Source organism: Pseudomonas sp. RIT-PI-a (assembly GCF_001187875.1).
GTDB lineage: Bacteria > Pseudomonadota > Gammaproteobacteria > Pseudomonadales > Pseudomonadaceae > Aquipseudomonas > Aquipseudomonas coleopterorum.
Genome location: NZ_LGIR01000013.1, coordinates 118,122 through 141,736, shown reverse-complemented (window position 1 = coordinate 141,736; position 23,615 = coordinate 118,122). Strand labels below are relative to the sequence as shown.

The 23,615-nt window shown below is 55.3% G+C and carries 15 protein-coding genes and 3 pseudogenes; 8 read left to right on the top strand and 10 right to left on the bottom strand.

Going from position 1 to position 23,615, the window contains the following annotated elements; all coding sequences use genetic code 11:
- Nucleotides 1-27 precede the first annotated feature (27 nt).
- Nucleotides 28-2,037 (bottom strand): DNA helicase Rep, encoded by a 2,010-nt coding sequence (gene rep / locus AC788_RS09125; protein ID WP_049860345.1) that lies wholly within the window; start codon nucleotides 2,035-2,037, stop codon nucleotides 28-30.
- Between the two features lie 214 nt (nucleotides 2,038-2,251).
- Between rep and AC788_RS09120 the strand changes: the two genes are divergently transcribed.
- Nucleotides 2,252-3,922 (top strand): putative bifunctional diguanylate cyclase/phosphodiesterase, encoded by a 1,671-nt coding sequence (locus tag AC788_RS09120; RefSeq protein ID WP_049860344.1) that lies wholly within the window; start codon nucleotides 2,252-2,254, stop codon nucleotides 3,920-3,922.
- On the opposite strand, the gene AC788_RS09115 is transcribed toward AC788_RS09120, so the two are convergent.
- Nucleotides 3,903-5,282 carry a NorM family multidrug efflux MATE transporter gene (locus tag AC788_RS09115; protein ID WP_049860343.1) on the bottom strand — a complete coding sequence of 460 codons (1,380 nt, stop codon included), beginning with the start codon at nucleotides 5,280-5,282 and terminating at the stop codon, nucleotides 3,903-3,905. The two genes, AC788_RS09120 and AC788_RS09115, sit on opposite strands and share 20 nt — an antisense overlap.
- A 23-nt stretch (nucleotides 5,283-5,305) precedes the next feature.
- Between AC788_RS09115 and AC788_RS22210 the strand changes: the two are divergent.
- Together AC788_RS22210 and AC788_RS22205 are read left to right on the top strand one after the other, a co-directional pair.
- Nucleotides 5,306-6,622, top strand: a pseudogene (locus AC788_RS22210) (Cache 3/Cache 2 fusion domain-containing protein); the annotation flags it as partial.
- Nucleotides 6,617-7,492, top strand: coding sequence for a methyl-accepting chemotaxis protein (locus AC788_RS22205; RefSeq protein WP_376787070.1), 876 nt, complete (start codon nucleotides 6,617-6,619; stop codon nucleotides 7,490-7,492). The pseudogene AC788_RS22210 and the gene AC788_RS22205, both read left to right, overlap by 6 nt.
- A gap of 8 nt (nucleotides 7,493-7,500) precedes the next feature.
- On the opposite strand, the gene hglS is transcribed toward AC788_RS22205, so the two are convergent.
- Entirely contained in the window at nucleotides 7,501-8,874 is a 1,374-nt protein-coding gene (gene hglS, locus AC788_RS09105) for a 2-oxoadipate dioxygenase/decarboxylase HglS (RefSeq protein ID WP_049860341.1), read from the bottom strand.
- A 121-nt stretch (nucleotides 8,875-8,995) separates the two neighbouring features.
- On the bottom strand, nucleotides 8,996-9,883 hold the full coding sequence (locus tag AC788_RS09100; RefSeq protein WP_049860340.1) for a LysR substrate-binding domain-containing protein: 888 nt from the start codon (nucleotides 9,881-9,883) through the stop codon (nucleotides 8,996-8,998).
- A gap of 131 nt (nucleotides 9,884-10,014) precedes the next feature.
- Here AC788_RS09100 and amaB point away from each other — a divergent pair, with 131 nt between their 5' ends.
- Nucleotides 10,015-11,505 (top strand): L-piperidine-6-carboxylate dehydrogenase, encoded by a 1,491-nt coding sequence (amaB, locus tag AC788_RS09095; RefSeq protein WP_049860339.1) that lies wholly within the window; start codon nucleotides 10,015-10,017, stop codon nucleotides 11,503-11,505.
- Between the two features lie 154 nt (nucleotides 11,506-11,659).
- Complete coding sequence (amaA, locus tag AC788_RS09090; protein WP_049860338.1) at nucleotides 11,660-12,946, top strand: L-pipecolate oxidase; 1,287 nt, start codon at nucleotides 11,660-11,662, stop codon at nucleotides 12,944-12,946.
- Nucleotides 12,947-13,097: 151 nt separating this feature from the next.
- On the opposite strand, the pseudogene AC788_RS09085 reads toward amaA, so the two are convergent.
- Nucleotides 13,098-13,643: pseudogene (locus tag AC788_RS09085) on the bottom strand (ATP-binding protein); the annotation flags it as partial.
- 85 nt (nucleotides 13,644-13,728) lie between these two features.
- On the opposite strand from AC788_RS09085, the gene AC788_RS21605 reads away from it, so the two are divergent.
- The 3 genes from AC788_RS21605 (at nucleotide 13,729) to AC788_RS21600 (ending at nucleotide 17,019) form a co-directional block, all read left to right on the top strand.
- Entirely contained in the window at nucleotides 13,729-14,211 is a 483-nt protein-coding gene (locus tag AC788_RS21605; protein WP_049860337.1) for a hypothetical protein, read from the top strand.
- A 591-nt stretch (nucleotides 14,212-14,802) separates the two neighbouring features.
- Nucleotides 14,803-16,383: a replication endonuclease gene (locus AC788_RS21310; RefSeq protein ID WP_082223627.1), complete on the top strand. Its 1,581-nt coding sequence runs from the start codon at nucleotides 14,803-14,805 to the stop codon at nucleotides 16,381-16,383.
- Nucleotides 16,384-16,800: 417 nt separating this feature from the next.
- Nucleotides 16,801-17,019 carry a hypothetical protein gene (locus tag AC788_RS21600; protein ID WP_142580191.1) on the top strand — a complete coding sequence of 73 codons (219 nt, stop codon included), beginning with the start codon at nucleotides 16,801-16,803 and terminating at the stop codon, nucleotides 17,017-17,019.
- 13 nt (nucleotides 17,020-17,032) lie between these two features.
- Here the strand turns inward: AC788_RS21600 and AC788_RS22065 are convergent, their stop codons facing one another.
- The 5 genes and pseudogenes from AC788_RS22065 to AC788_RS09050 all read right to left on the bottom strand — a co-directional run bounded on the left by AC788_RS22065 (nucleotide 17,033) and on the right by AC788_RS09050 (nucleotide 23,576).
- Entirely contained in the window at nucleotides 17,033-19,021 is a 1,989-nt protein-coding gene (locus tag AC788_RS22065) for a relaxase/mobilization nuclease domain-containing protein (protein ID WP_082223626.1), read from the bottom strand.
- Nucleotides 19,018-19,389, bottom strand: a complete 372-nt coding sequence (locus tag AC788_RS09065; protein WP_049860334.1) for a plasmid mobilization protein — start codon at nucleotides 19,387-19,389, stop codon at nucleotides 19,018-19,020. The genes AC788_RS22065 and AC788_RS09065 overlap by 4 nt, the downstream gene beginning before the upstream one ends.
- Before the next feature lie 294 nt (nucleotides 19,390-19,683).
- A complete protein-coding gene (locus AC788_RS21300; RefSeq protein ID WP_161804294.1) occupies nucleotides 19,684-21,438 on the bottom strand; it encodes a recombinase family protein in 1,755 nt (584 codons plus the stop codon).
- Nucleotides 21,439-21,482: 44 nt separating this feature from the next.
- Nucleotides 21,483-22,445 (bottom strand): annotated as a pseudogene (locus tag AC788_RS09055) (YifB family Mg chelatase-like AAA ATPase); the annotation flags it as partial.
- 213 nt (nucleotides 22,446-22,658) lie between these two features.
- Entirely contained in the window at nucleotides 22,659-23,576 is a 918-nt protein-coding gene (locus AC788_RS09050; protein WP_049860332.1) for a LysR family transcriptional regulator, read from the bottom strand.
- Nucleotides 23,577-23,615: the final 39 nt, after the last annotated feature.

The window sequence follows — 23,615 nt, the reverse complement described above, 5'->3', positions numbered from 1 at the left end:
CCGGCTGTGGCCCGGGCAGGGTTGAATTCAGCGTTTGAGCATGGCGCGGATATCGGCCAATGCGGTATTGCCGCGCACGGCTTTGACTTCCGTGGGCGTGTCGTCGTTACCTTCCCAGGCCAGGTCGTCGGGCGGCAGTTCATCGAGAAAGCGGCTGGGTGCGCAATCGATGATCTCGCCGTACTGCTTGCGCTTGGCGGCGAAGGTAAAGGCCAAGGTCTGCCGCGCGCGCGTGATGCCCACGTAAGCCAGGCGGCGTTCTTCCTCGATGGTGTCAGCCTCGATGCTGGAGCGATGCGGCAGGATTTCCTCTTCCATGCCCATGATGAACACGTAGGGAAATTCCAGGCCCTTGGACGCATGCAGGGTCATCATCTGCACGCCCTCGGCGCCGTCCTCTTCTTCCTGCTGCCGTTCGAGCATGTCGCGCAGCACCAGCTTGCCGATCGCTTCCTCGACCGTCATGGCGCCGTCTTCGTCCTTTTCCAGGGTGTTCTTCAAGGCCTCGACCAGAAACCACACGTTGCTCATGCGGTAGTCGGCGGCCTTTTCACTGGAACTGTTGGTGCGCAGCCACTGCTCGTAGTCGATGTCCATGACCATGCTGCGCAGCGCCCCGATCGGGTCTTCACCGGCGCACTGCTCGCGGACCTTGTCCATATAGCGCTTGAAGCGGCTCAGGCGATCGGTGAAGCGCGCGTCCAGATGCTCGCCCAGGCCGATCTCGTCGGTGGCCGCGTACATCGAGATCTTGCGCTCGGTGGCATAGTTGCCGAGCTTTTCCAGGGTCGTGGAACCGATTTCCCGGCGTGGCACGTTGATCACGCGCAGGAAGGCGTTGTCGTCGTCCGGGTTCACGATGAGGCGGAAGTAGGCCATCAGGTCCTTCACTTCCTGGCGCCCGAAGAAGCTGTTGCCGCCACTGAGCCGATAGGGGATCTGGTGGTGCTGCAACTTCAGCTCGATGAGCTTGGCCTGGTAGTTGCCCCGATAGAGGATGGCGAAATCGCTGTAGGGCCGGTCGGTGCGCAGGTGCAGGCTGAGAATCTCGACGGCCACGCGCTCGGCTTCGGCATCCTCGTTGCGGCAGCGGATCACGCGGATTTCATCGCCGTGCCCCATCTCGCTCCACAGCTGCTTCTCGAAGGCGTGCGGGTTGTTCGAAATGAGTACGTTGGCGCAGCGCAGGATGCGGCTGGTGGAGCGGTAGTTCTGCTCCAGCATGACCACTTTCAGCGACGGGTAGTCGTCCTTGAGCAGCATCAGGTTTTCCGGGCGCGCGCCACGCCAGGCATAGATGGACTGGTCATCGTCGCCGACCACGGTGAACTGGTTGCGCGTACCGATCAGCAGCTTCACCAGCAGGTACTGGCTGGCGTTGGTGTCCTGGTACTCGTCCACCAGCAGATAGCGAACCTTGTTCTGCCACTTCTCGAGGATGTCCGGATGTTCCTGGAACAGCTTCACCGGCAGCAGGATGAGGTCGTCGAAGTCCACCGCGTTGAACGCGCGCAAGGTGCGCTGGTAATGGCTGTAGACGATGGCTGCGGTCTGTTCCTTGGGGTTGCGAGCCTGCTCCAGGGCCTGGGGCGGCAGTATCAGGTCGTTCTTCCAGGCGCCGATCATGTTCTTGATCTCGTCGACGCCGTCCTCGCCCGAGTACTCTTTTTGCATGATGTCGGTCATCAACGCTTTCACGTCGGCTTCGTCGAAGATCGAGAAGCCCGGCTTGAAGCCCAGCCGCGCGTGTTCCTTGCGGATGACGTTGAGGCCCAGGTTGTGGAAGGTCGACACGGTCAGACCCCGCCCTTCGCCGCTGCGCAGCAGGGTGCCGACGCGCTCCTTCATCTCGCGCGCAGCCTTGTTGGTGAAGGTCATGGCGACGATGTACTGGGCACGAATGCCGCAGTTCTGGATCAGGTGGGCGATCTTGCGGGTAATCACGCTGGTCTTGCCGGAACCTGCACCGGCGAGCACCAAAAGAGGGCCGCCGACGTAGTTCACGGCTTCTTGCTGCCGGGGATTGAGTCGGGACATGACGGGAGTCACTGACGAAATGGCCGCGCATTTTAGCACCGCTGGTGCAACTGTGCCGCGACCGCAGATCCATTAAAATTTGCCGGTTTGTCGACTTTGCAGCAGGATGTGGTTACACGTTGACACGTACTTTGGATTGGGTCTGGCCCGAGCTGTTGCCGAGGCCGTTTTTAAGCGCTATCGAATGACTGTGAAACTGTCCCAAGGAGCTCGTTTGTCTACGCCTGTCGAACCCGCGCGGCTGTTGCTGCTGGCCCAGGATCGCACCTGGGCCACGTCGTTGCGCGAGTGCCTGGCGCCCCTGGGCGATGTGGCCACGTTGATCGAAGCGTCATCCTGGGACACGGTGGCCGGGCAGTTCGACAATCAGCCCGGCACCCTTTTGCTGGCGACCCCCGAGCGGCTGCCGGCACCCGGGCGCTGCGCGCTGCCGGTGGTGCTGCTGCTCACCGAGGAGCCTGCGCAACCGCCGCCCGGCGCCAGCGACTGGCTGGTGCTGGGCGAGCTCAACAGCGATACGTTGCGCCGCTGCCTGCGCCATGCGCGCGAGCGCGGCGTGCTGCAGGACACCCTGCAACGCCTGGCCGAACAGGATCCCTTGACCGGCATCGCCAACCGTCCCGGTTTCCAGACTCTGCTCACCGCCCGCCTGGCCGAACAGGAAGGCCGTGGCGTTGCCCTGGGCCACCTGGACATGGACAACTTCCGCCATGCCAACGATGCGCTGGGACACCAGGCCGGCGATCGGCTGATCCTGCAGGTGGTGGCACGCCTGAAGAAGCAGCTGGAAGCGGGCGATCAGGTGGCCCGCCTGGGCAGCGACGAGTTCGCCCTGTTGCTCGACACCCGCCGCGACCCATCACGGGCCGAGCGCCTGGCGGCCAACATCATCGAGGCCATGGCCGAACCCTATTACGTCGATGGCGAGAGCCTGCTGATCGGCTGCAGCCTGGGCATCGCCCATGCCCGCGCCGGCGCCGGTGCCGACCCGCTGATGTGGCACGCGCACATCGCCATGCAGCAGGCCAAAAGCACCCAGGGCTGCAGCTACCATCTGTTCAACGAACGCATCAACCGCCATGCGCGCAGCCTGGCCGACCTCGAAAGCGAGCTGCGCCGCGCCCTGCGGCGTGACGAGCTGGAACTGCACTACCAGCCACGGCTGGACCTGAGCGGCAATACCATCGTCGGTCTCGAGGCCCTGGTGCGCTGGCGGCATCGCGAACGTGGCGTGCTCGCACCCGGCGAGTTCGTGCCGCTGGCCGAGCAGAGCGGGTTGATCGTGCCGATGGGCTACTGGGTCATCGCACGGGCCTTGCGCGACATGCAGACCTTGCGCGAAAGCGGCTTCGAACCCTTGCACATGGCGATCAACCTGTCGTTCCGGCAGTTTCAGGACAGCCAGTTGCTCAGCACCCTGGGACGGTTGATCGCCGAGCGCGGCATCGATGCCGGCTGGCTGGAGTTCGAACTCACCGAAACCGCGGTCATGCGCCGCAACGATCTGGTCAAGCAGACCATGGACGCGTTGGGCCGTCTGGGCGTGCGCTTTTCCCTCGACGATTTCGGCACCGGCTTCTCTTCGTTCGTCCACCTCAGCAGCCTGCCGATCGCCTTGCTCAAGATCGACAAGAGCTTCGTCAGCGGTATGGAGCAACGTCCTGAAAACAGCAAGCTGGTGCACGCCATGATCAACCTGGCGCACAACCTGGACCTGAACGTCGTGGCCGAGGGCGTCGAGACGCCCGAGCAGTTGGCGTTGCTGCGCGATTTCGGCTGCGACCAAGTGCAGGGCTATCTGATCAGTCAGCCCTTGCCCCTGGAGCAGCTGCAGGCATTCCTGCGTTTCGGCCAGGCTCAGGCCGTCAGGTCGCCAGCGCCGTAGGCGTGGCCAGCCGGCGCAATCGACGCATGCGCCACTCGAACGCCAGGGTCAGGGTAACGGCCGAACACAGCAGACCCAGCGCCAACCCCCACCAGACGCCCACCGCGCCGAGCTGGAAATGGAACGCCAGGCTCCAGGCCGCGGGCGCACCGATCGCCCAGTAGCAGAACAGCCCGACCAGAAAGGTGGTCTTGGCGTCCTTGAGGCCACGAATGGCCCCCATGGCGATGGTCTGGATGCCATCGAACATCTCGAACCAGGCCGCCACGGCCAGCAGACTGATGGCCAGCTCGATGACACCGTGGAAGGCCGGATCGGAGCGGTCCAGAAACACCCCGACCAAAGGCCCCGGCGCGAGCCAGAACAGCAGGGCGAAGCCCAGCATCACCACGGCGCCGAGGCTGATACCGACCCGCCCGGCCAGGCGCGCGGCCAGCAGGTGCCCGGCGCCGTAGTGCTGGCCGATGCGCATGGTCACCGCATAGGACATGCCCGCCGGCACCATGAAGGCCACCGAAATGATCTGCAGGGCGATCTGGTGCGCAGCCAGCGGCGTGGTGCCCATGGTGCCGATGCACAGCGCGGCGAAGGCGAACAGGCCGACCTCCACGGCATAGGTGCCGCCGATCGGCAGGCCCAGCCGCCACAACTCGCGCAGGGCGTTCAGGTTTGGCCGGGCCAGCCCCTTGAGCAGCGGGTAGGGCGCATAGGCACGGTGAAAGCGAATGTACAGGGCCAGGGCAATCGCCATCAGCGTGCTGGTGATTGCCGTGACCATACCGATCCCCACCAGACCGAGCTTGGGCAAGCCGAACATGCCTTCGATGAACGCGTGGTTGAGCAGGTAGTTGGCCACGGTGGCGATGATGCTGATGACCATCACCGGCGTGGCGCGACCCAGCGCGGCGGTAAAGCCGCGCAGCGCCATGAAGCTCAGGTTGCCCGGCAAGGCGAACGGCAGCAGCAGGAGGAACTGGGTAGCGAAGGCGACGTTGGCCGGGGTCTGCCCGAGCATGGACAGCACCGGCCCCAGGTTCCACAGCAGCACGGCCGCCACGGCCGCCATGCCCCAGGCCAGCCAGAGCCCGGCCTGAGTCAGGCGGGCCACACCTTGCTGGTCGTCGGCACCCTTGCGGATCGACACCAGCGTACCGACCGCAGCGATCACGCCAATGCAGAAGATCGACACGAAGGAATAGCTGGCCGCCCCCAGGCCGCCGCCGGCCAACGCCTCGGGGCTCAGGCGTGCCATCATCAAAGTATCGGTCAGGACCATCAGCATGTGGGCCAGTTGCGAGGCGATCAGCGGCCCCGCCAACCGAAGCAGGGCTCGAAGTTCGATACGGATGGAGGCATGCATGATGAAGCTCGGTCAGCGGGGGGATGGGACGGTGGATTCTCGGCCTTGTGGCAGCGCAACGCAAATGTACCTGTGCCGGTCATGCCGCAGTATTGTGCTCAAGTATTCGTTCGGATCGCCGATGTAGCAGTACCAATAAGATCAAGGATGGCGAGTGCTCGACAGGTCTGGACCATCCCTGGCACTGCTGCCACGCACACGATTCTCAGGAGCTTCACATGTCGCAACCTCGCGCTCGTATCGCCACGCAACTGGGCATCGCCCTGGCCGTGATTCTCGCGATCGTCATCACCGGTAGCACGGCCTTCGCCTTGCGCTCATTGGACATCGCCAACCTGGCCATCCGCGAGCAGCACATGGCCAGCGAGGCGAGGTTGCTGGCCGACCAGCTCAGCACGTTTCACAGCACCTTGCGCGACAGCACTCAGCGCTTGAGCGGGCTCTTCGAGAAGCGCTTCGCCGGGGGACTGAGCGTGGACCCGAGCACGCAGGTCACCGTGGGCAACCAGCAGACGCCAAGCCTGCGCCTGGGCAGCCAGACGCTGAACAACGATTTCACGGAAGTCGACGACTTCAAACAGCTCACCGCCGGCGTTGCCACGGTCTTCGTGCGCAGCGGCAGCGAATTCGTGCGTATCAGCACCTCGCTGACCAAGCAGGACGGCAGCCGCGCCATCGGCACCGTGCTCGACCACGCCCATCCTGCCTACAAGCGCTTGCTCGACGGCCAGAACTACATCGGTCGCGCGGTTCTGTTCGAACGCTCCTACATGACTCAATACACCCCCGTGCGTGATGGCTCGGGCCAAGTGATTGCGGTGCTCTTCGTCGGCTTCGACTACACCGACGCGCAGAACACTCAGTTCGCCAACCTGCAACGCTTCCGTATCGGCGAGACCGGCTCCCTGGCCCTGCTCGACGAGCAGAACCGCTGGTTGGTGCCGCCGGCCAACGTCAACGACCCGGACGCCGCGGCCAAGACCCTGGCCGATCTGGCGCTTCTGGATGGCAAGGGTCGGCTGTGGAACGACGGCAAGCAGGACATCTTCTCCGAAGCGGTGACGTTTACCGGGGGACCCTGGAGTGTGGTGGCGAGCATGCCCAAGGCCGAAATCAATGCCGTGACCTGGAACGTCGGCACTCAACTGGCGATCGGCAGCCTGCTGGCGATGCTGATCGCGGTGGGTGCAGCGATCTGGCTATTGCGCAGCAAGCTGCGGCCGCTGGGTGAACTGGTGCGCCAGGCCGAAGCGCTGGGTGCGGGCGATCTGGATGCCCGTCTGAAGGTGTCCAGCCACGACGAGATCGGCCAGTTGGCCAGCAGTTTCAACCACATGGGTGAAGCCCTGTCGAACATGGTGGTGCACATCCGCAACGCCGCCCATGAAGTCAGCGGTCGCGCGCAAACGTTGTCGAGCCTGTCGGCGGGCGCCTATGAAGGCATGGAGCACCAGTCCGGCGAGATTTCCAGCATGGCCGGCGCGGTCGAGGAATTCAGTGCGACGTCCCTGGACATCGCCGACAACATGGGCCACACCCAGCGTCTGGCCCAAGACAACGCCCAGCAGACCCGCATCGGCCGCGCCTCGATGGACGAGGCATCCAATTCGCTGGAACAGATTGCCGGCGCCCTGAACAGCACCGCTGGGGTCATCAACACCCTGGGGCAGCGCTCGCAGGAAATCGGCGGCATCGTCGGGGTGATCACCTCGATCGCCGAGCAGACCAACCTGCTGGCCCTCAACGCTGCCATCGAAGCCGCCCGTGCCGGTGAGCAGGGCCGTGGCTTCGCCGTGGTCGCCGACGAGGTGCGCAGCCTGGCCTCGCGCACGCGCCAGGCCACCGACGAAATCTCCGGCATGATCGGCAGCATTCAGAAGGAAACCGCCAACGCCATCAGCACCATGGACCAGGGCAACGTGCTGATGCGCGAAGGCCTGACCCGCAACGCCAAGGTCGCCCAGGCGCTCGCCCAGATCGATGAGCAGAGTCGGTCGGCGGGGCATCAGTTCGATGCGATCAGCACCGCGACCCAGGAGCAGAGCAGCACGGCCACCATGCTCAGCAGCAACCTGCAGAGCATTGCCATGACCAATGGCGAGCAGCGCGAGGTGGTCTCCAACCTGGCGCAGACCGCTCGCGAGCTCGAAGGGCTAGCGGCGGAACTGCGTCAGGAAGTGAATCGCTTCCGGGTGGGCGGCGCCCGTTAGGGGCGGGATCAGCCTAGCGAAGGGAGGCCCAATGCTTGGGCGCATTCGTCCAGCGAGCGCTGCTGGGTCTGAGCGTATAGCGCGAGCTCATCGAGCACCGTGCGGCCCAAGGCCTGATGAAACGCCTCCTGGCTCGATCCCAAACCGTATTCGGCCTGGGCATCGTCGCCCAGGTTGGACTGAAAGATGCCAGCGGCGCTGACCGGCAGGAAGTCTTCGTACACCAACGGTTCGCAGCGGATGGCACCATTGTCCAGCAGTCCCTGCAGTGTGGTTTCGCCCCCACTCGGCTGGCCGCTGGCGAAGTAGCGGAAGAACGCCAGGTCCTGCTCGCGCATCTGCGTCAGGTCATCGGGAAACTCACCGAACTGCTCACCCAGAAGGCGCATGTATTCCGAGGCGTTGGTCTCGCTGGGAAACCCGGCCAGTGCGGTGCGCGAAGCGTTCAGCAGGCGGTCGTACAGTTCGCGTCCCTTGGGCGTCAGTGCCGCGCCGCGTTGCTCGATCTCGCCGAAGCGCGCGGTGTGGCTGCCTTCGGCGCCAGCCGTTGGGTCGGTGAACGCGACTTTTTCCTGCAGCGCCTTGAAGCTGGTCTGACGCAGCAGAATGGCATGACGACGTGGTGGCGGCCCTTCGATCACGGCCTTGGGCGTGATCCCGCGAGCGGGCATCAGCGCCTGCACCGTGTCGATGTCCAGCGTGCGCGGCGTCAGGTGATTGATGTGCGGCCCCTTGAAGGCCACCACGTCAGCGATCAGGCGATGGGCGTCGTGCAGGCTTTGATACTGGGCTGCGGTCACCGTGGCGTCGTGGTGCCAGCGGAAGGTTTCCAGGGCCTGCTCGACGAAGGCGTCGGAGCTGGCCTGATCGAGGCCGCCATCGCGCTCGAAGCGCTCGATCAACGCTAGGCACGGCTCGGTGAAGATCTGCCGCTGTTCCAACAGTTGCCGGGCCTGTTCGCGTAGCGCCGCGTCTTCGATCAGCTCCAGGCGCAGCAGCGAGGTGAACACGCGAAAGGGGCTCACTTGCAGTGACTGTTCGTGGACCGCCCGAAAGGCCGTCGAGTGCACCGGTACCCCCGCCGACGTCAGGTCGTAGTAACCCACCGGCTGCATGCCCATGACCGCGAACAGGCGGGCGATGGTCGCCAGTTCCGCAGCGGTGCCGACCCGAATCGCGCCATGGCGCTCGGCATCCAGGCGCTCGATCTCGCCGGTACGGGCCAGGGATCGGCCCAGCTCCGGCTGTTGCTCGAGGCACTGACGATTGACCTCGCCGACCAGGCTCATCAAGTCGCCGTACAACGGCACTTCTTTCTTGTACATCTCGGACATGGCGCGGGAAAACGCGACACGGGTCTGGTCGGGACTGACGAAGGGCATGGCGGACTCCAGGCGCAAAGGGCTGGGAGTATGAAAGCGGGGAATGACCTGAACGATCAAGCGAAAAAAAGTGCGGGGGTCATTCCTGCAAGTCGGCATTGCCTCTGATCCGCCTGGGTTGTCAGGACGGGACCTGCTCGAGGATCCAGTCGACCAGCGCACGCACTTTCGGGACTTCCGCCGCATGCTCGGCAAACGCCACGAAATGCGCGCCCTGGCTGCTCATGGTGTGCGGCCAGGGCATGACCAGATCGCCGTTGGCCAGGTGGTTCTCCACCAGATAACGCGGCACCAGCGCCACGCCACAGCCGGCAAGCGCTGCGCTCAGGCACATGTAGAAGGTATCGAAACGGGGACCGTGATAACTGTTCTGGGCGCTCAGGCCCTGCTCCAGAAACCACTCGTGCCACGCTTCGGGCCGCGACGTGCATTGCATCAGCACCTGCTCGGCCAGTTGCTCGGCGTTGCTCAACGGCTGTTCCAGCAGGTCGGGCGCACACACCGGTACCACCTGATCGTCGAACAGCTCGATGCAGGTCGCCCCGGGCCAGGTGCCCTGGCCGAAGAAGAAACCCACGTCCGCCTTGGCCTGCAGCAACGCGAACGGCTCCAGCTCGTTGCGGATGTCCAGATGGATATTGGGGTGCGCCTTGCCGAAACCCTTGAGCTTGGGGATCAGCCAACCCACACCGAAGCTGGGCTGGGTGGCCACGGTCAGCACTTCGGTTTCATCGCCGTAGGACAGGATGTAGCGGCTGGAAATGTCCACCTGGGTGAGGATCTTGTTCACCTCGGCCAGATACAGCGAGCCCGCCGGGGTCAGTTGCAGACGTCGGCGAATGCGCAGGAACAGGTGATGGCGCAACATGTCTTCGAGCTGTGCGACCTGCTTGCTGACCGCACTCTGGGTCAGGTGCAGTTCTTCCGCGGCGCGGGTGAAGCTCAAGTGGCGGGCGGCCGCTTCGAAACACTGCAAGGCCGTCATCGAAGGAACAAGGCGTTTTGACATGGAGGCATCGGCGCAAGGTCATGAGGTGAGGGAATGATATATGGAATATTGCTCCGTTGTGGTGGTCTGGCCCGCGGATTAATACTGATCTCAATTCGTTCTTATCGTTAAAGCCTTGTGAGGAGAAAACAATGGTCGATGGCCTGCTCGAAAGCCTGGGTGTTGCGGCGAGTGCATTCAAGGATGGCAACCATCCCGTGCATACCCCGATCGATGGCAGCCAGATCGCCTCGGTGAGCCTGGAATCCAAGGCGCAGGTCGTCGACAAGATCGCTCTGGGGCACGAGGCGTTCCTGGCCTGGCGCACCGTGCCGGCACCGCGTCGCGGCGAGCTGGTCCGACTTTTCGGTGAAGTCCTGCGCGCCCACAAGGCCCAGCTCGGCGAGCTGGTGTCGATCGAAGCCGGCAAGATCACTCAGGAAGGCCTGGGTGAAGTGCAGGAAATGATCGACATCTGCGATTTCGCCGTCGGCCTGTCTCGTCAACTGTACGGTCTGACCATCGCCTCCGAGCGCCCTGGCCACCACATGCGTGAAACCTGGCAGCCGCTGGGTGTGGTGGGCGTCATCAGCGCGTTCAACTTCCCGGTGGCGGTGTGGGCGTGGAACACCGCCCTGGCCCTGGTGGCCGGTGATTCGGTGATCTGGAAACCGTCGGAAAAGACCCCGCTGACCGCGCTGGCCTGCCAGGCACTGTTCGACAAGGCCCTGGAGCAGTTCGGCGATGCACCCAAGGGCCTGGCTCAACTGATCATCGGTGATCGCGAAGCCGGCGAAGCTCTGGTCGACGACCCGCGCGTCGCTTTGGTCAGTGCCACCGGCAGCACCCGCATGGGCCGCGAAGTCGGACCACGGGTCGCCGCGCGCTTCGGCCGCAGCATCCTCGAACTGGGCGGCAACAACGCCATGATTCTGGCCCCCAGCGCCGACCTCGACCTGGCCGTGCGCGGCATCCTGTTCAGTGCCGTGGGCACCGCAGGCCAGCGCTGCACCACATTGCGCCGGGTGATCGTGCACAGCTCGATCAAGGACGAAGTGCTCGCTCGGGTCAAGGCGGCTTACGCCAAGGTGCGTATCGGCGATCCGCGCAAGGACAACCTGGTCGGCCCGCTGATCGACAAGCCATCCTTCGACGCCATGCAGGGTGCCCTGGCCAAGGCACGTGACGAGGGTGGCGAAGTGTTCGGTGGCGAGCGTCAGTTGGCCGATCAATACCCGAACGCCTACTACGTGGCCCCGGCCATCGTCGAAATGCCGGGGCAGTCGGACGTAGTGCGCCACGAAACCTTCGCGCCGATCCTGTATGTCTTGAGCTACGAAGACTTCGACGAGGCCCTGCGCCTGAACAACGAAGTGCCACAGGGCCTGTCCTCGTGCATCTTCACCACCGACCTGCGCGAAGCCGAGCGTTTCCAGAGCGCGGCCGGCAGCGACTGTGGCATCGCCAACGTCAACATCGGCACCAGTGGCGCGGAAATCGGCGGCGCTTTCGGTGGCGAGAAGGAAACCGGTGGCGGCCGTGAATCCGGCTCCGATGCCTGGAAGGCCTACATGCGCCGCCAGACCAACACCGTCAACTACTCGCGCGAGCTGCCGCTGGCCCAGGGCATCGTGTTTGATTGATGGTTGAGTGATGTGGTGGCGGGGCTGGCGCTACCGCGGGTGGAACCCACTCCCACAGGGATCTTTGCTGCAATGGATATCCCTGTGGGAGCGGGCTCTGCCCGCGATGACGGCGGCGCGGTCCGAACCCGATTTCCCTGGCTTGGAATGAGTCATGAGCGAACTACGGCAACAATGTCTTTGGGAACACATCACCGCCAGGCCCCCTCACACGGCGGCTCTGGCCAGTGTGGTAAAGGCGGATGTCTGCGTGATCGGCGGCGGTATCACCGGGTTGTGCGCGGCCATCGAATTACTGGAGCAGGGCAAGCGCGTGGTGCTGCTCGATGCCAGTGAAATCGGCACGGGCGGCTCGGGGCGCAATGTCGGGTTGGTCAACGCCGGCACCTGGATTCCGCCCGACGAAGTCGAGCAGACCTTGGGCAGTGCCGTGGGTGGTCGCCTCAACACCGTGCTCGGCGGTGCACCGGCCGAAGTCTTCGCGCTGATCGAACGCTATGGCATCGACTGCCAGGCCCACAACGACGGCACCTTGCACATGGCCCACAACGCCAATGGCGTGGCTGACCTGAAATCGCGCTGCGAGCAATGGCAGCGGCGGGGCGCTGACGTGGAGCTGCTCACCGGGGCGCAATGCGTCGACTACTGCGGCACCGAAAAGATCGAAGCGGCCCTGCTCGACCGCCGCGCCGGCACCATCAATCCCATGGCCTACACCCGTGGCCTGGGCGCGGCGGTTCAGCGTCTGGGAGGGCAGGTGTTCCAGCACTCGCCGGTACTGGGTCTGGAACAACAAACCGGGGGCTGGCTGGTGAAGACCGCCAAGGGCGAAGTCAACGCCGACAAAGTGCTGATTTCCACCGGTGCCTACACCGAGGGCGACTGGTGCAACCTGCGCGGCCAATTCTTCCGCGGCTACTACTATCAGGTCGCTTCCAAGCCCCTGCATTCGACAGCCGCCGATGCCGTGCTCAAACATGGGCAAGGCTCCTGGGATACCCGCCTGGTGCTGAGCAGCATCCGCCGCGACGACGACGGCCGTCTGTTGCTCGGCAGCATGGGCCGGGTGGACAACAAACCCGCCTGGTTCATCCGCCGCTGGGCCGACCGTATCCAGACCCATTACTTCCCGCAACTGGGCAAGGTCGACTGGGAAATGCACTGGACCGGCTGCATCGACTTCACCCCCGACCACCTGATGCGCCTGTTCGAACCCGCTCCAGGGCTGGTGTCGGTGACCGGCTACAACGGCCGCGGCAACACCACCGGCACCGTCGTGGGCAAAGCCTTGGCGCAGTTCTTGTTGCATGGGCAGGCCGACAAACTGCCACTGCCGTTCTGCGCGAATAAACCGGTGTCGGCGCCTGGTTTGCGTACCGGCGTCTACGAAACCGGCTTCTCCCTCTACCACGCCGGCCAGGTCCTGCGCGTCGTTCTGTAACCGACAGATACACCGCACCCACCGCCGACGCGGTAATGCATGAATGCCCGATCCCCTGTAGCAGCGGTGCAAGCCGCGTCGGAGGTATCCCCGATTGGCCTGCTGAAACGCAATCATGCTTCTGGCTCCACTGCATATCTCCCGCCACGGCTCACTGCGCCGAAGGCCGATACTGCAACGCTTCCGCAACATGCGCCCGCTCGATATCTTTCGCCTGCTCGAGATCCGCCAAGGTGCGGGCCACCTTCAACAATCGATGCGCTGCGCGCAGCGACAGCGTCAACCGCTCACACGCGGTTTCCAACCAGCGCTCGTCCTCGGACGACAACCTGCAATGCTCGCGTAACCCCGGCAGATCGAGAAACGCGTTGGCACAACCCTGACGCCGATTCTGCAACTCACGCGCCTCGGCCACCTTGGTGGCGGCACTGGCTGTGTTTTCACCCGCCTGTGGCTCATGACTCAGGGCCGTCGCCTCCCGCGCCACCGTGAGATGCAGATCGATCCGATCCAGCAACGGCCCGGACAGCTTGTTGCGGTACCGCTGGATCTGATCGCTGCCGCATTGGCATTTACCGCTGGGGTCACCCAGATACCCGCAGGGGCACGGATTCATCGCCGCCACCAATTGGAACCGCGCAGGAAAACGAATCTTGTCCCGCGCCCGCGCAATCACGATCTCGCCGCTCTCGAATGGTAGGGGGTTACTCCACACATTCTTTTTGTAATGGATTTTTTCTGCCGATTGGCCTGAGAATGGCACTTTGCCAACAGGAGGTTGTATGGAATTTCTATCAAAGGTTGGGAGCATTGCTTTCGGGATTGCCATTTTTCTAGGACTGCTGGCATTACCGTTCTTATTTTTTGCAGGTATAACCAGAGCTTACGAACAAATAATTCCGCCGTTAATATCAATAGGATGGATATGCATAGGGTTGATTTTGGTTGTGCTGTTGCCGCTTTCAATATTCAAAAGGCTTAGGGTTTTTACTGGTACAACTATATACATATTCTCATATGTTTTCGGTCTTCTGAGTTTTCTCATCAGCCTTTTAACTACGTGGTTCCTGTGGGGTGGTTTTTGGGCGATTCTCGGCATGGTATTGCTTGGGGGAGCAGTAGTGCCATTTGCATTGTTAGCCAGTGCTTTCAAAGGAATGTGGACTTTGTTCTTTATAGTCGTTGGTCTTCTGGTGATTACTTGGGCGGCTCGTATCGTTGGACTGTTAATCGCTGAAAGCGGTGCAAATCATAAGTATAGGTAAGCAAGGTCATTTTGAGAGCTTGAACTTGTTCAAGTTTGAAAAATGAGCAGAATGATTCCGTTGATTAAGGTCTAACACTATTTGACTAATAAGGTTCGACCTTAAATTTATTTTTGCTTTGCTATTGACAGCGTTTTTCATTGAGTTTAAGCCAAAAAACGACTATCCATGAAAATGGAAACTCAATAAATGACCTGAAAACCTATAAAAAACTCAATGCACTTTTTTGGTGCGTTAACAGAAATAGGTAAAAAATGGCGTCTTTTAATTCTCCGTATTAACATACGCATAAGATAGTAAATCACCTAGAAATGGCTATTCCATAAGTTTTGATTTTTGGAAATTCTCCTGCCCAAGATGCTTTTTGATTTTGATATGCGAACTTGGTTCGCAATACCCAGATGCTTTTGATTTTGACTTTCTTGGATAACTCTTAAATAAGTGTCGCAAGTTGATTTTATAGGTTTTTTTGGACGTTTTTGTTTTTTAAAAAAATCAACTACTTTGAATGTTGATGGCAAAAACTATGTATTTATTTGACAATCACGCACGGCATGCTATTTGTATTAGTAATGAACAATAAAAGCTTGCATGATATTTATTCCACAACGCATAACTCTAAAAAATCTTACTCCTGAATTCTTCCTTGCAGAATGTGAAAGGCAGTATGTTTTTGAGCGAGCCATCGAAAAAAAGATGAATGCAAAGGAATGTCTTGAAAATAAGTTAAACAACTCATCAAAAAGAAAGCGTGAAAACATAGCCAAAGAAATAAGAAGCCTCAAAGATAAATTCACTTGGGTTGCCACTTGCGAAGAATATAAATGTTGGAAGATACAACATAAATACATTCTAGCTGGCGATTTGAACGAAATCGTCAAAAATATCACGTTTGTTTTCACGAGAATTCAAGAACAACTAATAATAAAACAGAGAAATCTTAAAAACGATGACTCCGGCGATAGTGTTTTTTCACACATAAAGAATGATTGGGATATCGGTTATGGTATCAAAATAAAGGACATCAAAGGGTCAGCTATAAAAGACAAGCTCATCAATATTGCTGATGAAAAAAAACTTAAATCACAAATAAAAAGAATACAAAAACAAAGAAACGAACTTTTAAAGCTGCATTCAGGGTTGATTGGTTCAGGCCGAGCATTTGAGATTTGTAGTGATGAAGTTGTTCGAGATAGAGAAACCGCAGAGCAAAAACAATATGAATACATATTGAGCAAATACGTTGTTTACGCAGACCATAAGAAAATCCCACTATCAAAAGTAGTGAGCACTGAAAAACAAAGATTTGCTGAGATATATATTCAAGTTTCATCGTTGGACAGCTACGCCAAGCGACTTGACTACAAGCCTCTTTTTATCACTTTCACCGCTCCGGCAAGATTTCACCCAATGCCGTCAAAAGGTGTTAGTTCTTGGGATGGTACAACCCCAAAAGATAGTAATGATTACTTGAAAGGCTTGTGGAACGCTTTTAGAAAAGACATTCATAGACATAAGATTGAGATGAATGGTTTCTGGGCTGTCGAGCCTCACAAAGACCAGTGCTTCCATAAGCATGCTTTAATGTATGTTAATAAGAAATATTATGACGAGCTGGTAATCTTGATTAACAAGCATTTTAGACACTCGGAAAACGCCGTAAGAATTGAAGAAATTGACACAACAAAAAGCAAGGCAACATCATACGTGATGAAGTATCTAACTAAGTCATTCAACATGGACTTTGAATTGAAAGGCGGCGTGCTAAATATTGACAAGTTAGAAATTTCAAATCATAAAAAAGTAAGGGCTGTTCAAGCTTTGTGGTCTGTTCGTAGATATGCAATGTTCGGTGTTAAAAACACGCTTTCATTATGGCGAGAACTGAAAAGAAAATCGTTCTTGAAGGGCAAAAATGAAGCTCTTGATAAGGCGTTCATGTTTGTTGAAAGAAACGACTTTGTAGGCTTCTCTATGTTTGTTAATGGAAAGCTCAAAATAAGGAGGGTCTTTAATGAAGTTCAAATTATGAAAAATGATTTGCTGGGTGATGTATTTGGCAAAAGCCTAATAGGTAAATACATAATTGACTTGGAAACGAACGAAGTAATTGATATTAAATCCACTTGCAAGGTTGTCGATGCTTCATCGCTTGATGCTGCTGCCATCTAATAAATACATACTTATCTATTGATTTACTAGAATGCCATGTTATATTGTAGCTAGGGCATGGGAGAATAATAAATATGAAATTAATAAGAGTGGCTAGCGGAAAAAAAGAAGTTTTAAAATTCATTAGAAAATTGGGCCTCGATGGTATGTATGAAAACATTAGAAGCATACACAACAATAGTGAGTGTGACTTATTTTATGATACCGTAGACGGCGAGTTCAAAGCACTGGTAGACCAAAGTAAGGTTCCTTATGAGTGTTGGGATAACTGCTTGAAGATGTAATCGGTCGGATAGCCTATCAGCCAGCGAATGCTGGTTTTTTTTGTGCCAGAATTTGTCATGAAAAATATGTATTTATTTGACTTTGTTTTTATTTATGCTCCAATTAATATATATAAATAAAAAAGAGGATGTCATGAAAAAAACAAAATCAAGCTTAAAGCCTTGTACAATTGTACTGAATGCTGAAACACTCAATCAATTCAAAGTGGTAGCAAAAGAACACAAGTTCCCTTTGTCTCGCTTTTTAAATGACTGCATGAAAGAATACTTGAATGTAAGCAAGGTTAACGGGTTCAACAAAGATGTAACGCTACAAGTGGGGATTAGAAACTTTCAAAACCAAGACAAATAAAGCCCTGATAGGGCTATTTATTTAACTGCGGCTTTAAATCAAACTTAACCGCCCTTTTATTTGCCATCTGTGCTTTAAAAGCTTGTTCAAGCTGTTTTGCTGCCGCTGGGTCTCTTTCCTTAATTTCATCAAACACCTTATAAAAGTCCTGCCTTAAATCATATTGGCGTTTCACTTCGCCAGTTCTCTCATAGATAAGATTTTGTTTGTCCATGTATCTATGGCCCGCAATGTCGCTTTTACTGTTTCCAGTAAATAGTGTTTTTTCAAGCTTTTTCTGTATACCTTCAAATGCTTCCACGAGTTCATCATTAGAATATGTTGAATAGTCACCTTCAACCTTATCGCTTTCAGGTTCTGGAAGCGGCTCTGGTTGCATCAGTGTGTAAAGCTCATCTACGACAGGCTGGACTGATGTTGATGGTTCTATGGCTTCCGTAGGAGCTTGTGTGACTGGTATATGGTTGGGTGTTTCAAACTCTCTCATCAACTCATCTATCAAATCGTCATTGGTAGGTGCAACCTGTCCTTGTTCACCCTGCTTTGTTGGTTCTACTGGCTTCGCTGGTGTGGTTTGAACAGGTGGAGCAATGACAGGCTCAACTGGCTTAGGTGGCTCTACGGCCACCGTAGGGGCTTCTGGTGCTGGTGCTGGTGCTGGTTGTGGTTTAGGTTCTGGCTTCTTATTCATCGAAGCGTAGTGCTCTTGAATTTTCTTCAATTCGTCTAAATCTGCTGGGGTAGGTTTGTAACCTTCTAACTTGAACCCTTTGTTTTCCAAACCCATCAATTGAAATTCAAGCCATATATTTTTCTTAAAGAAATTAGGGCCGTTCACTGTGAATGATTGTGGTGGTTTGGCGTCAGCAACAAGCCTTTGAATACCAGCCTTTGCTGACTGTCTTGATAAATCATGAAATGAAACTTTTGACGGGTCTTTAAAATACTCGAATGATTTCTTGCTGCTGGCTGAATTATAGAAATATTCAACCTTGTCGTTATGCTGAATAAACTTGAACTTAGTGGCAAGCACTGAGTTCGGTTTAATCTTTTTCATGTAGTCGGGTTCTGCTTCATTGGAAGCAATAGAGCAATCTTCGTATTTTTTAACGTTGTGCTTATTTTTCAAAGTCTGCTCAAATCCAGTGTCATCACCTAGTTTCGCTTTAAGTGTTTTGTAAGACAAACCAAGCTCGGATGCTTTGAATGTCTGGTCTTCATGTTGAATGGAGAAAGATGATTTACCATTGTGAATGATATTAAAACCATTCGCAGCTATCTGGTTGATAAAGTCGGAAGGGGTTGAGGAACTAGCAAGATAAACGTTTAAAACGTCTTTCATCTGCTGCTTGTTGGAAATTATGCCTCGAACATCAAGCATGCGTTCATTGGACGAAGGAAGCTTCTTGGAATACTTTTTATTGATTGCATTGGCAATTGCTCTTTTCTTAACGGATTCACTTTTACCTTTTAAGTCTGGATGCTTTTCCAATCTGTCAATGTCTGTTGCAATCCTGTTATCTGGTTTAATTAGTCCATATTTGTTTTCTAACTTGTCACATTCTCTTTCTATCTTGCGATAGTCGTTGCCAACGTTATAGCAATTACCATCAAAATCTTTTATCGACCATACAATGTGAACATGAACCTCGTCGGTATCAATGTGAACACCTAACGCATACTTTCTGTTTGAAAGCTTATGCGTAGCCTCATAAAGCTCTTTTGCAATATCTCGGGCTTGCTCTGGTGTGATGTTGTCATTTGTATGAAAGCTAACAACATCGTGTTGGGTTCTAACTGAGTGCTTCCTGCCTTTCTTTTTGTCAGTAACATCGCTTTCTATTGATTGCGATATTGATTTCGCAATATCTTTCCTTGAAGCATTCAAAGGCGTGTAGATGTTCGACTCGAATAAGATGCAACCATCTTCTTTATTGAAGTATTTGGCTGTTTTGTAAACCGCTGATTTAGATTTTTGAGTGCTTAGCTTTTCACGTATCATGACTTACCTACAATGATTAACTTCTCCTTTTTTAGCTTATCCAACTTTTTAGTAAGTATGGTTATGTTTTTATCGAGAGCACTTATTTGTTGCAGAATATCAAAGGGTGGTTCTTCTATTGCGTTTAGACTTTTGGCAATTTGATTTAGGTTGTTCCCATATCCGCCCAGCAACTTTTCAATCTTATCAATATCTTGTCTAAGCTCAGGATGGGTGACTTCAATAATTTCACTTATGCCATTATTGACAATATGAGAAATAAAGCCGGACTGGCTTTTATTTATCAAGCCTCTTTGGTGTTCAATTTTTACGTAATCACTTTCGGAAATTCTCACATTTAATTGTCTTGGTTTTTTATTGTCATTCATACATTCCTCATGGTTGTTTATTTGTTTTTGATTTTAATTTTTCAAACGTAGTGCGAAAAATCGAGCGTAAATGTAAGCAAAGAACGAAGTGAATTTGCTATACATTTACATTGCTCGCATATAAAGAATTCAAACTACTAATATCAAGTTACCATATATTAAAATGTTTTCAAGTTTGTATAGTGTTCAAGAGTGAGTAGGTGGCGTGCTAGTTGTGTGTAGCAGCGTATAGTAACGTATAGCAGACATAAAAAAGGCCACCTGATTAGGCAGCCTACCTTGACTATGATGACGTCAATTAAAGTATTCGTTGAGATTGTTGATGCCAAACTCTTTAAGGGGGTTGTGTAGTCTGAACTGTTTGGCTATGCGGTCAATTTCAAAACCATTCTGGAAAATCTTAGCGAACAAAGTTCTTGATGTTTTTTCGAAGTTGAATTTGAAAGTGATATCGTTAGCAATAAAGAATTGATTTATTTTTAAGCGGCCATCTTCTGTTTTATACAAATCAATTATGTCGTTTTCCGAATAAATGTTTATAGTGGTTTTCTTGATATTTATTTGCGTTTGTAGTTCTGCAAGGTTTTGTTCAATATCGTTGATATTTGCTTCTGTTTTGCTCACTACATCTAAGAATTCTTTTGGGATAACGCCGCTGGTGAAACCAGCAAAAGATTTCATTAGGTTGTCTCTATAACTTTTTTGTTCAAGCAAAAGGTTGTTCAGTTCCACAATTTTCTTGTTGTCTTTGGTTTGGCTCTCTCTGTTTGACAGGAGCTTGATTAATAATTCTCTAAAATTCTCTGCCCGTTCCTCTTCATCAATATCTTCTTTTGTTGGGAGACGATAAGTCATCCCGCTTTCACGAGTTATCCATTCATATTGACGTTCAGGGTTTGGGTCTTCGTTCTGCCATGGGTGAACGTCGAAATCTTCATTTGTTGTTGACTGATATATGAGTTCAAGAAATAATCCAAACGCCAAGTCAAAACGAAATCGTGGTTGGTCGCATCCATTTTTTAATTCTTTGCGTGTGTAGCATTGAAAATACGGATAAACGACGCCTTTGGGATTTGTTTGTTTTTCAAAAAGCATAGATGCTTCACAGCAATCACACTTGATGCTATGACGGAAAATATTCAAGCTACCCACACTTTGGTTGCCGTAGTTTTTTCTATGTGCTCTATTTTTCATTGCGGCTATTGCTTCATTAAATAGCTCGTATGAAACGATTTGTGGGTAATAGTTTTCAATGTATCGCTCAAATACTTTCTTTTTGTTTTCGTCTCTTCGTTGAGCCATGTAGGCACCGAGGACGTATTTCGTATCTATTAAATGCTTTATATTTCTATTTGACCATTTTCGTTTTGAATAAGCATTGAGCTTTTTAATAGATAGCGACACGCCAACATATTTCAAACTCTCAAAGAAATCTCTTATTTCCTGAGCTTCTTCTTCCTCGATTTCAAAGCTATTAAGCTCTTTGTTGTATCGAATGCCATACGGTGGGTTATGGGCGTTGAAAATGACCTTCTCTTCTTCGGCTAACTTCTTGGCTCTATTCCATGCGGACTTTCTACGAACTGATTTCGTCTTGCTTTCTTCGTATGCTCGCTTTGCGATGACACTTAAAAGAATGTCTTGTTGTAAGTCATCAATACGGTTTGTTTCGTTTGGTTTTTCATATCGTTGACCATCAATGGTGGTTATTAAAATAACGCCTTTTTCAAGGATGCCATTGACCAGTTCTTTTGCTTGTAGAAGTCTTTGACGACTAAGCCGGTCGATACTTTCAACGAATATATAGTCGACCTCTTTGATATGCATGTCGCTTATCATATCAATGAGTTCTTTTAGTTTTCCTTTTCGTTTGTTGCTTCCATCGTGTGCAGATATGCCTGTATCCGAGTAGATATTTTCAGGCGGCAACTCAATACCTTGTTGCTTTGTGATGGCTTGAATTGACGCCATTTGACGGTCTACGGAGTCTCTACCGGCTTCGCCTTGGGCTTTGGACGAGTAGCGGATATAGGCGTAGGCAGTAGGCATTCCGAGTTTCCTGTGACGTTTGGCAAAGTGTGAGAATACCATCTGCCGCTCTCCAAGGGTTCGCGCAAGACCTCCAGCACCTTCCTGTCGAACTCCGGCAATTCATCGAGAAACAGCACGCCATGGTGCGCCAGGGTGATTTCCCCTGGCTGTGGCCGACTGCCACCGCCCACCAGCGCCGCACCCGATGCAGAATGATGGGGATGCCGAAAGGGCCGCTGCGGCCAATTCTTCAGCGGCACATGGCTGGCTACCGACTGAATGGCCGCCACCTCCAGCGCTTCGCGCTCGTCCAGCGGCGGCAGCAATCCGGGCAATCGACTGGCGAGCAAGGTCTTGCCCGTTCCCGGTGGGCCACTGAACAACAGGTTGTGCGCGCCAGCGGCGGCCACCAGCAACGCCCGCTTGGCCGCGACCTGACCCTGTACTTCGCTCAAGTCCGGATAAGGCTTGCTCACCAGCAGCAGCCCATTGGCATTGAAGGGGCTGATCGGGTTGCGCCCGTTGAAGTGACTGACCAACTGCATCAAATCGTCCGCAGCGATCACCGTCAGGTTCGAGGCCAGCGCCGCCTCTTCGGCGTTATCCCTGGGCACGATCAGCGTGCGTCCCGCGTCGCGAGCGGCAAGGGCAGCGGGCAACACCCCCTGCACAGGCCGCACGGCACCCGAAAGCGCGAGCTCGCCCAGGCATTCCACGTGATCCAGCGTTATCGCCGGAATCTGCCCACTGCCCGCCAGGATGCCCAGCGCAATGGCCAGATCGAACCGCCCGCCGTCTTTCGGAAGATCCGCCGGCGCCAGGTTCAACGTGATCCGCCGCGCCGGAAACTCAAGCCCCGAATTGAGGATCGCGCTGCGCACCCGATCCTTGCTCTCCTTGACCGATGCCTCCGGCAACCCCACCAGGGTCAGCGCCGGCAGCCCATTGGCCAGATGCGCCTCGACCGTGACCGCAGGCGCACCCACACCCACCTGAGCCCGGCTGTGAACGATAGCGAGAGACATGCGTGCTCCATGCGTTGAAAGATGAACCGCTTCCTGCGGTGGTGGTGCGAGGGTAGTGGATGAGGGCGGGTATGCCAGTGGGGAAGTGATTCACGGTGCTACGGACGGAAGGATGAAAGCAGTAGGCAGTTCACCATGTCCAGATGTTGCCTTTAAACGACAAACCCGGCATTGGTGGCGGATTTGTGTGATGAGTGATGCGCTGTTGCGACCCTACACCACCCCACCCCGATCCCCCATGAACGCCTCCAACCGCGACCGCAACCACCGCTCCGCCGGATCGGTATCGGTGATGCTCAACCACACCATCGACAGGTCCAGGGTGGGCGCATCGAACGGCAGCGGTTCGTCGAACAGATTGCCATGGGCGGCCATGGCGGTTGCGGCGTAGTCGGGCAGGCCGGCGAGCAGGTCGGTGCCGGCGAGCAGCGCGGGGAGGGAGCTGAATTGGGGCACCGACAGTACCACCTGGCGTGTGCGACCGATTTCCTGCAGCCACTCGTCGGCAATGCCGCTGGTGTGCGCGGTGGGCGACACCAGCACGTGGGGGCGCGAGCAGTATTCGTCCAGGGTCAGCGGTGTGGCGGACTTGTCGGCGCGCAGCACGCGCGGGCGCATGCGGCGCAGCAGTTTGCGCTTGGCGTTGGCCGGCAGGCCGCGGGTCTGGCTGATGCCCACGGTGATGTCGCCGGACGCGAGCAGGTCGGGGATGCGCCAGTAATCCACATGCTGCACCACGATCACCACTTTTGGCGCCTCGGTGCGCAAGGCGCGCAGCACCTGCGGCAGCAGGCCGAACTCGACGTCGTCGGAGAGCCCGATGCGGAAGGTCATGGTGCTCACGGTCGGGTCGAAATCGTGAGTCAGGCTCAGCGCGACGGACATGGCGTCCAGCGCGGGCGAGAGGTGCCGGATGATTTCCTCGGCACGGGCGGTGGGCTCCATGCGATGGCCGATGCGGATGAACAAAGGGTCGTTGAACAGGGCGCGCAGCCGGTTCAGCGCCGAGCTGACGGTGGGTTGGCCGAGGAACAGCTTTTCCGCGACGCGGGTGACGTTGCGCTCGAGCATGAGCGCTTCGAACACCACCATCAGGTTGATATCGGCCTTGCGCAGCTCGTTGCGGTTCATCGAAGCACGTCCCTGCTGTTCAATGGCATGTTCAATGGC

Bases quoted from the DNA above. Each gene is read 5' to 3' on its own strand.
- AC788_RS22065 (WP_082223626.1), bottom strand. From the start codon at position 19,021: ATGATACGTGAAAAGCTAAGCACTCAAAAATCTAAATCAGCGGTTTAC.
- AC788_RS09115 (WP_049860343.1), bottom strand. From the start codon at position 5,282: ATGCATGCCTCCATCCGTATCGAACTTCGAGCCCTGCTTCGGTTGGCG.
- AC788_RS21300 (WP_161804294.1), bottom strand. From the start codon at position 21,438: ATGCCTACTGCCTACGCCTATATCCGCTACTCGTCCAAAGCCCAAGGC.
- AC788_RS21600 (WP_142580191.1), top strand. From the start codon at position 16,801: ATGAAAAAAACAAAATCAAGCTTAAAGCCTTGTACAATTGTACTGAAT.
- AC788_RS09100 (WP_049860340.1), bottom strand. From the start codon at position 9,883: ATGTCAAAACGCCTTGTTCCTTCGATGACGGCCTTGCAGTGTTTCGAA.
- AC788_RS22205 (WP_376787070.1), top strand. From the start codon at position 6,617: ATGGGTGAAGCCCTGTCGAACATGGTGGTGCACATCCGCAACGCCGCC.
- AC788_RS09065 (WP_049860334.1), bottom strand. From the start codon at position 19,389: ATGAATGACAATAAAAAACCAAGACAATTAAATGTGAGAATTTCCGAA.
- amaA (WP_049860338.1), top strand. From the start codon at position 11,660: ATGAGCGAACTACGGCAACAATGTCTTTGGGAACACATCACCGCCAGG.
- AC788_RS09050 (WP_049860332.1), bottom strand. From the start codon at position 23,576: ATGAACCGCAACGAGCTGCGCAAGGCCGATATCAACCTGATGGTGGTG.
- amaB (WP_049860339.1), top strand. From the start codon at position 10,015: ATGGTCGATGGCCTGCTCGAAAGCCTGGGTGTTGCGGCGAGTGCATTC.
- AC788_RS21310 (WP_082223627.1), top strand. From the start codon at position 14,803: ATGATATTTATTCCACAACGCATAACTCTAAAAAATCTTACTCCTGAA.
- AC788_RS21605 (WP_049860337.1), top strand. From the start codon at position 13,729: ATGGAATTTCTATCAAAGGTTGGGAGCATTGCTTTCGGGATTGCCATT.
- hglS (WP_049860341.1), bottom strand. From the start codon at position 8,874: ATGCCCTTCGTCAGTCCCGACCAGACCCGTGTCGCGTTTTCCCGCGCC.
- rep (WP_049860345.1), bottom strand. From the start codon at position 2,037: ATGTCCCGACTCAATCCCCGGCAGCAAGAAGCCGTGAACTACGTCGGC.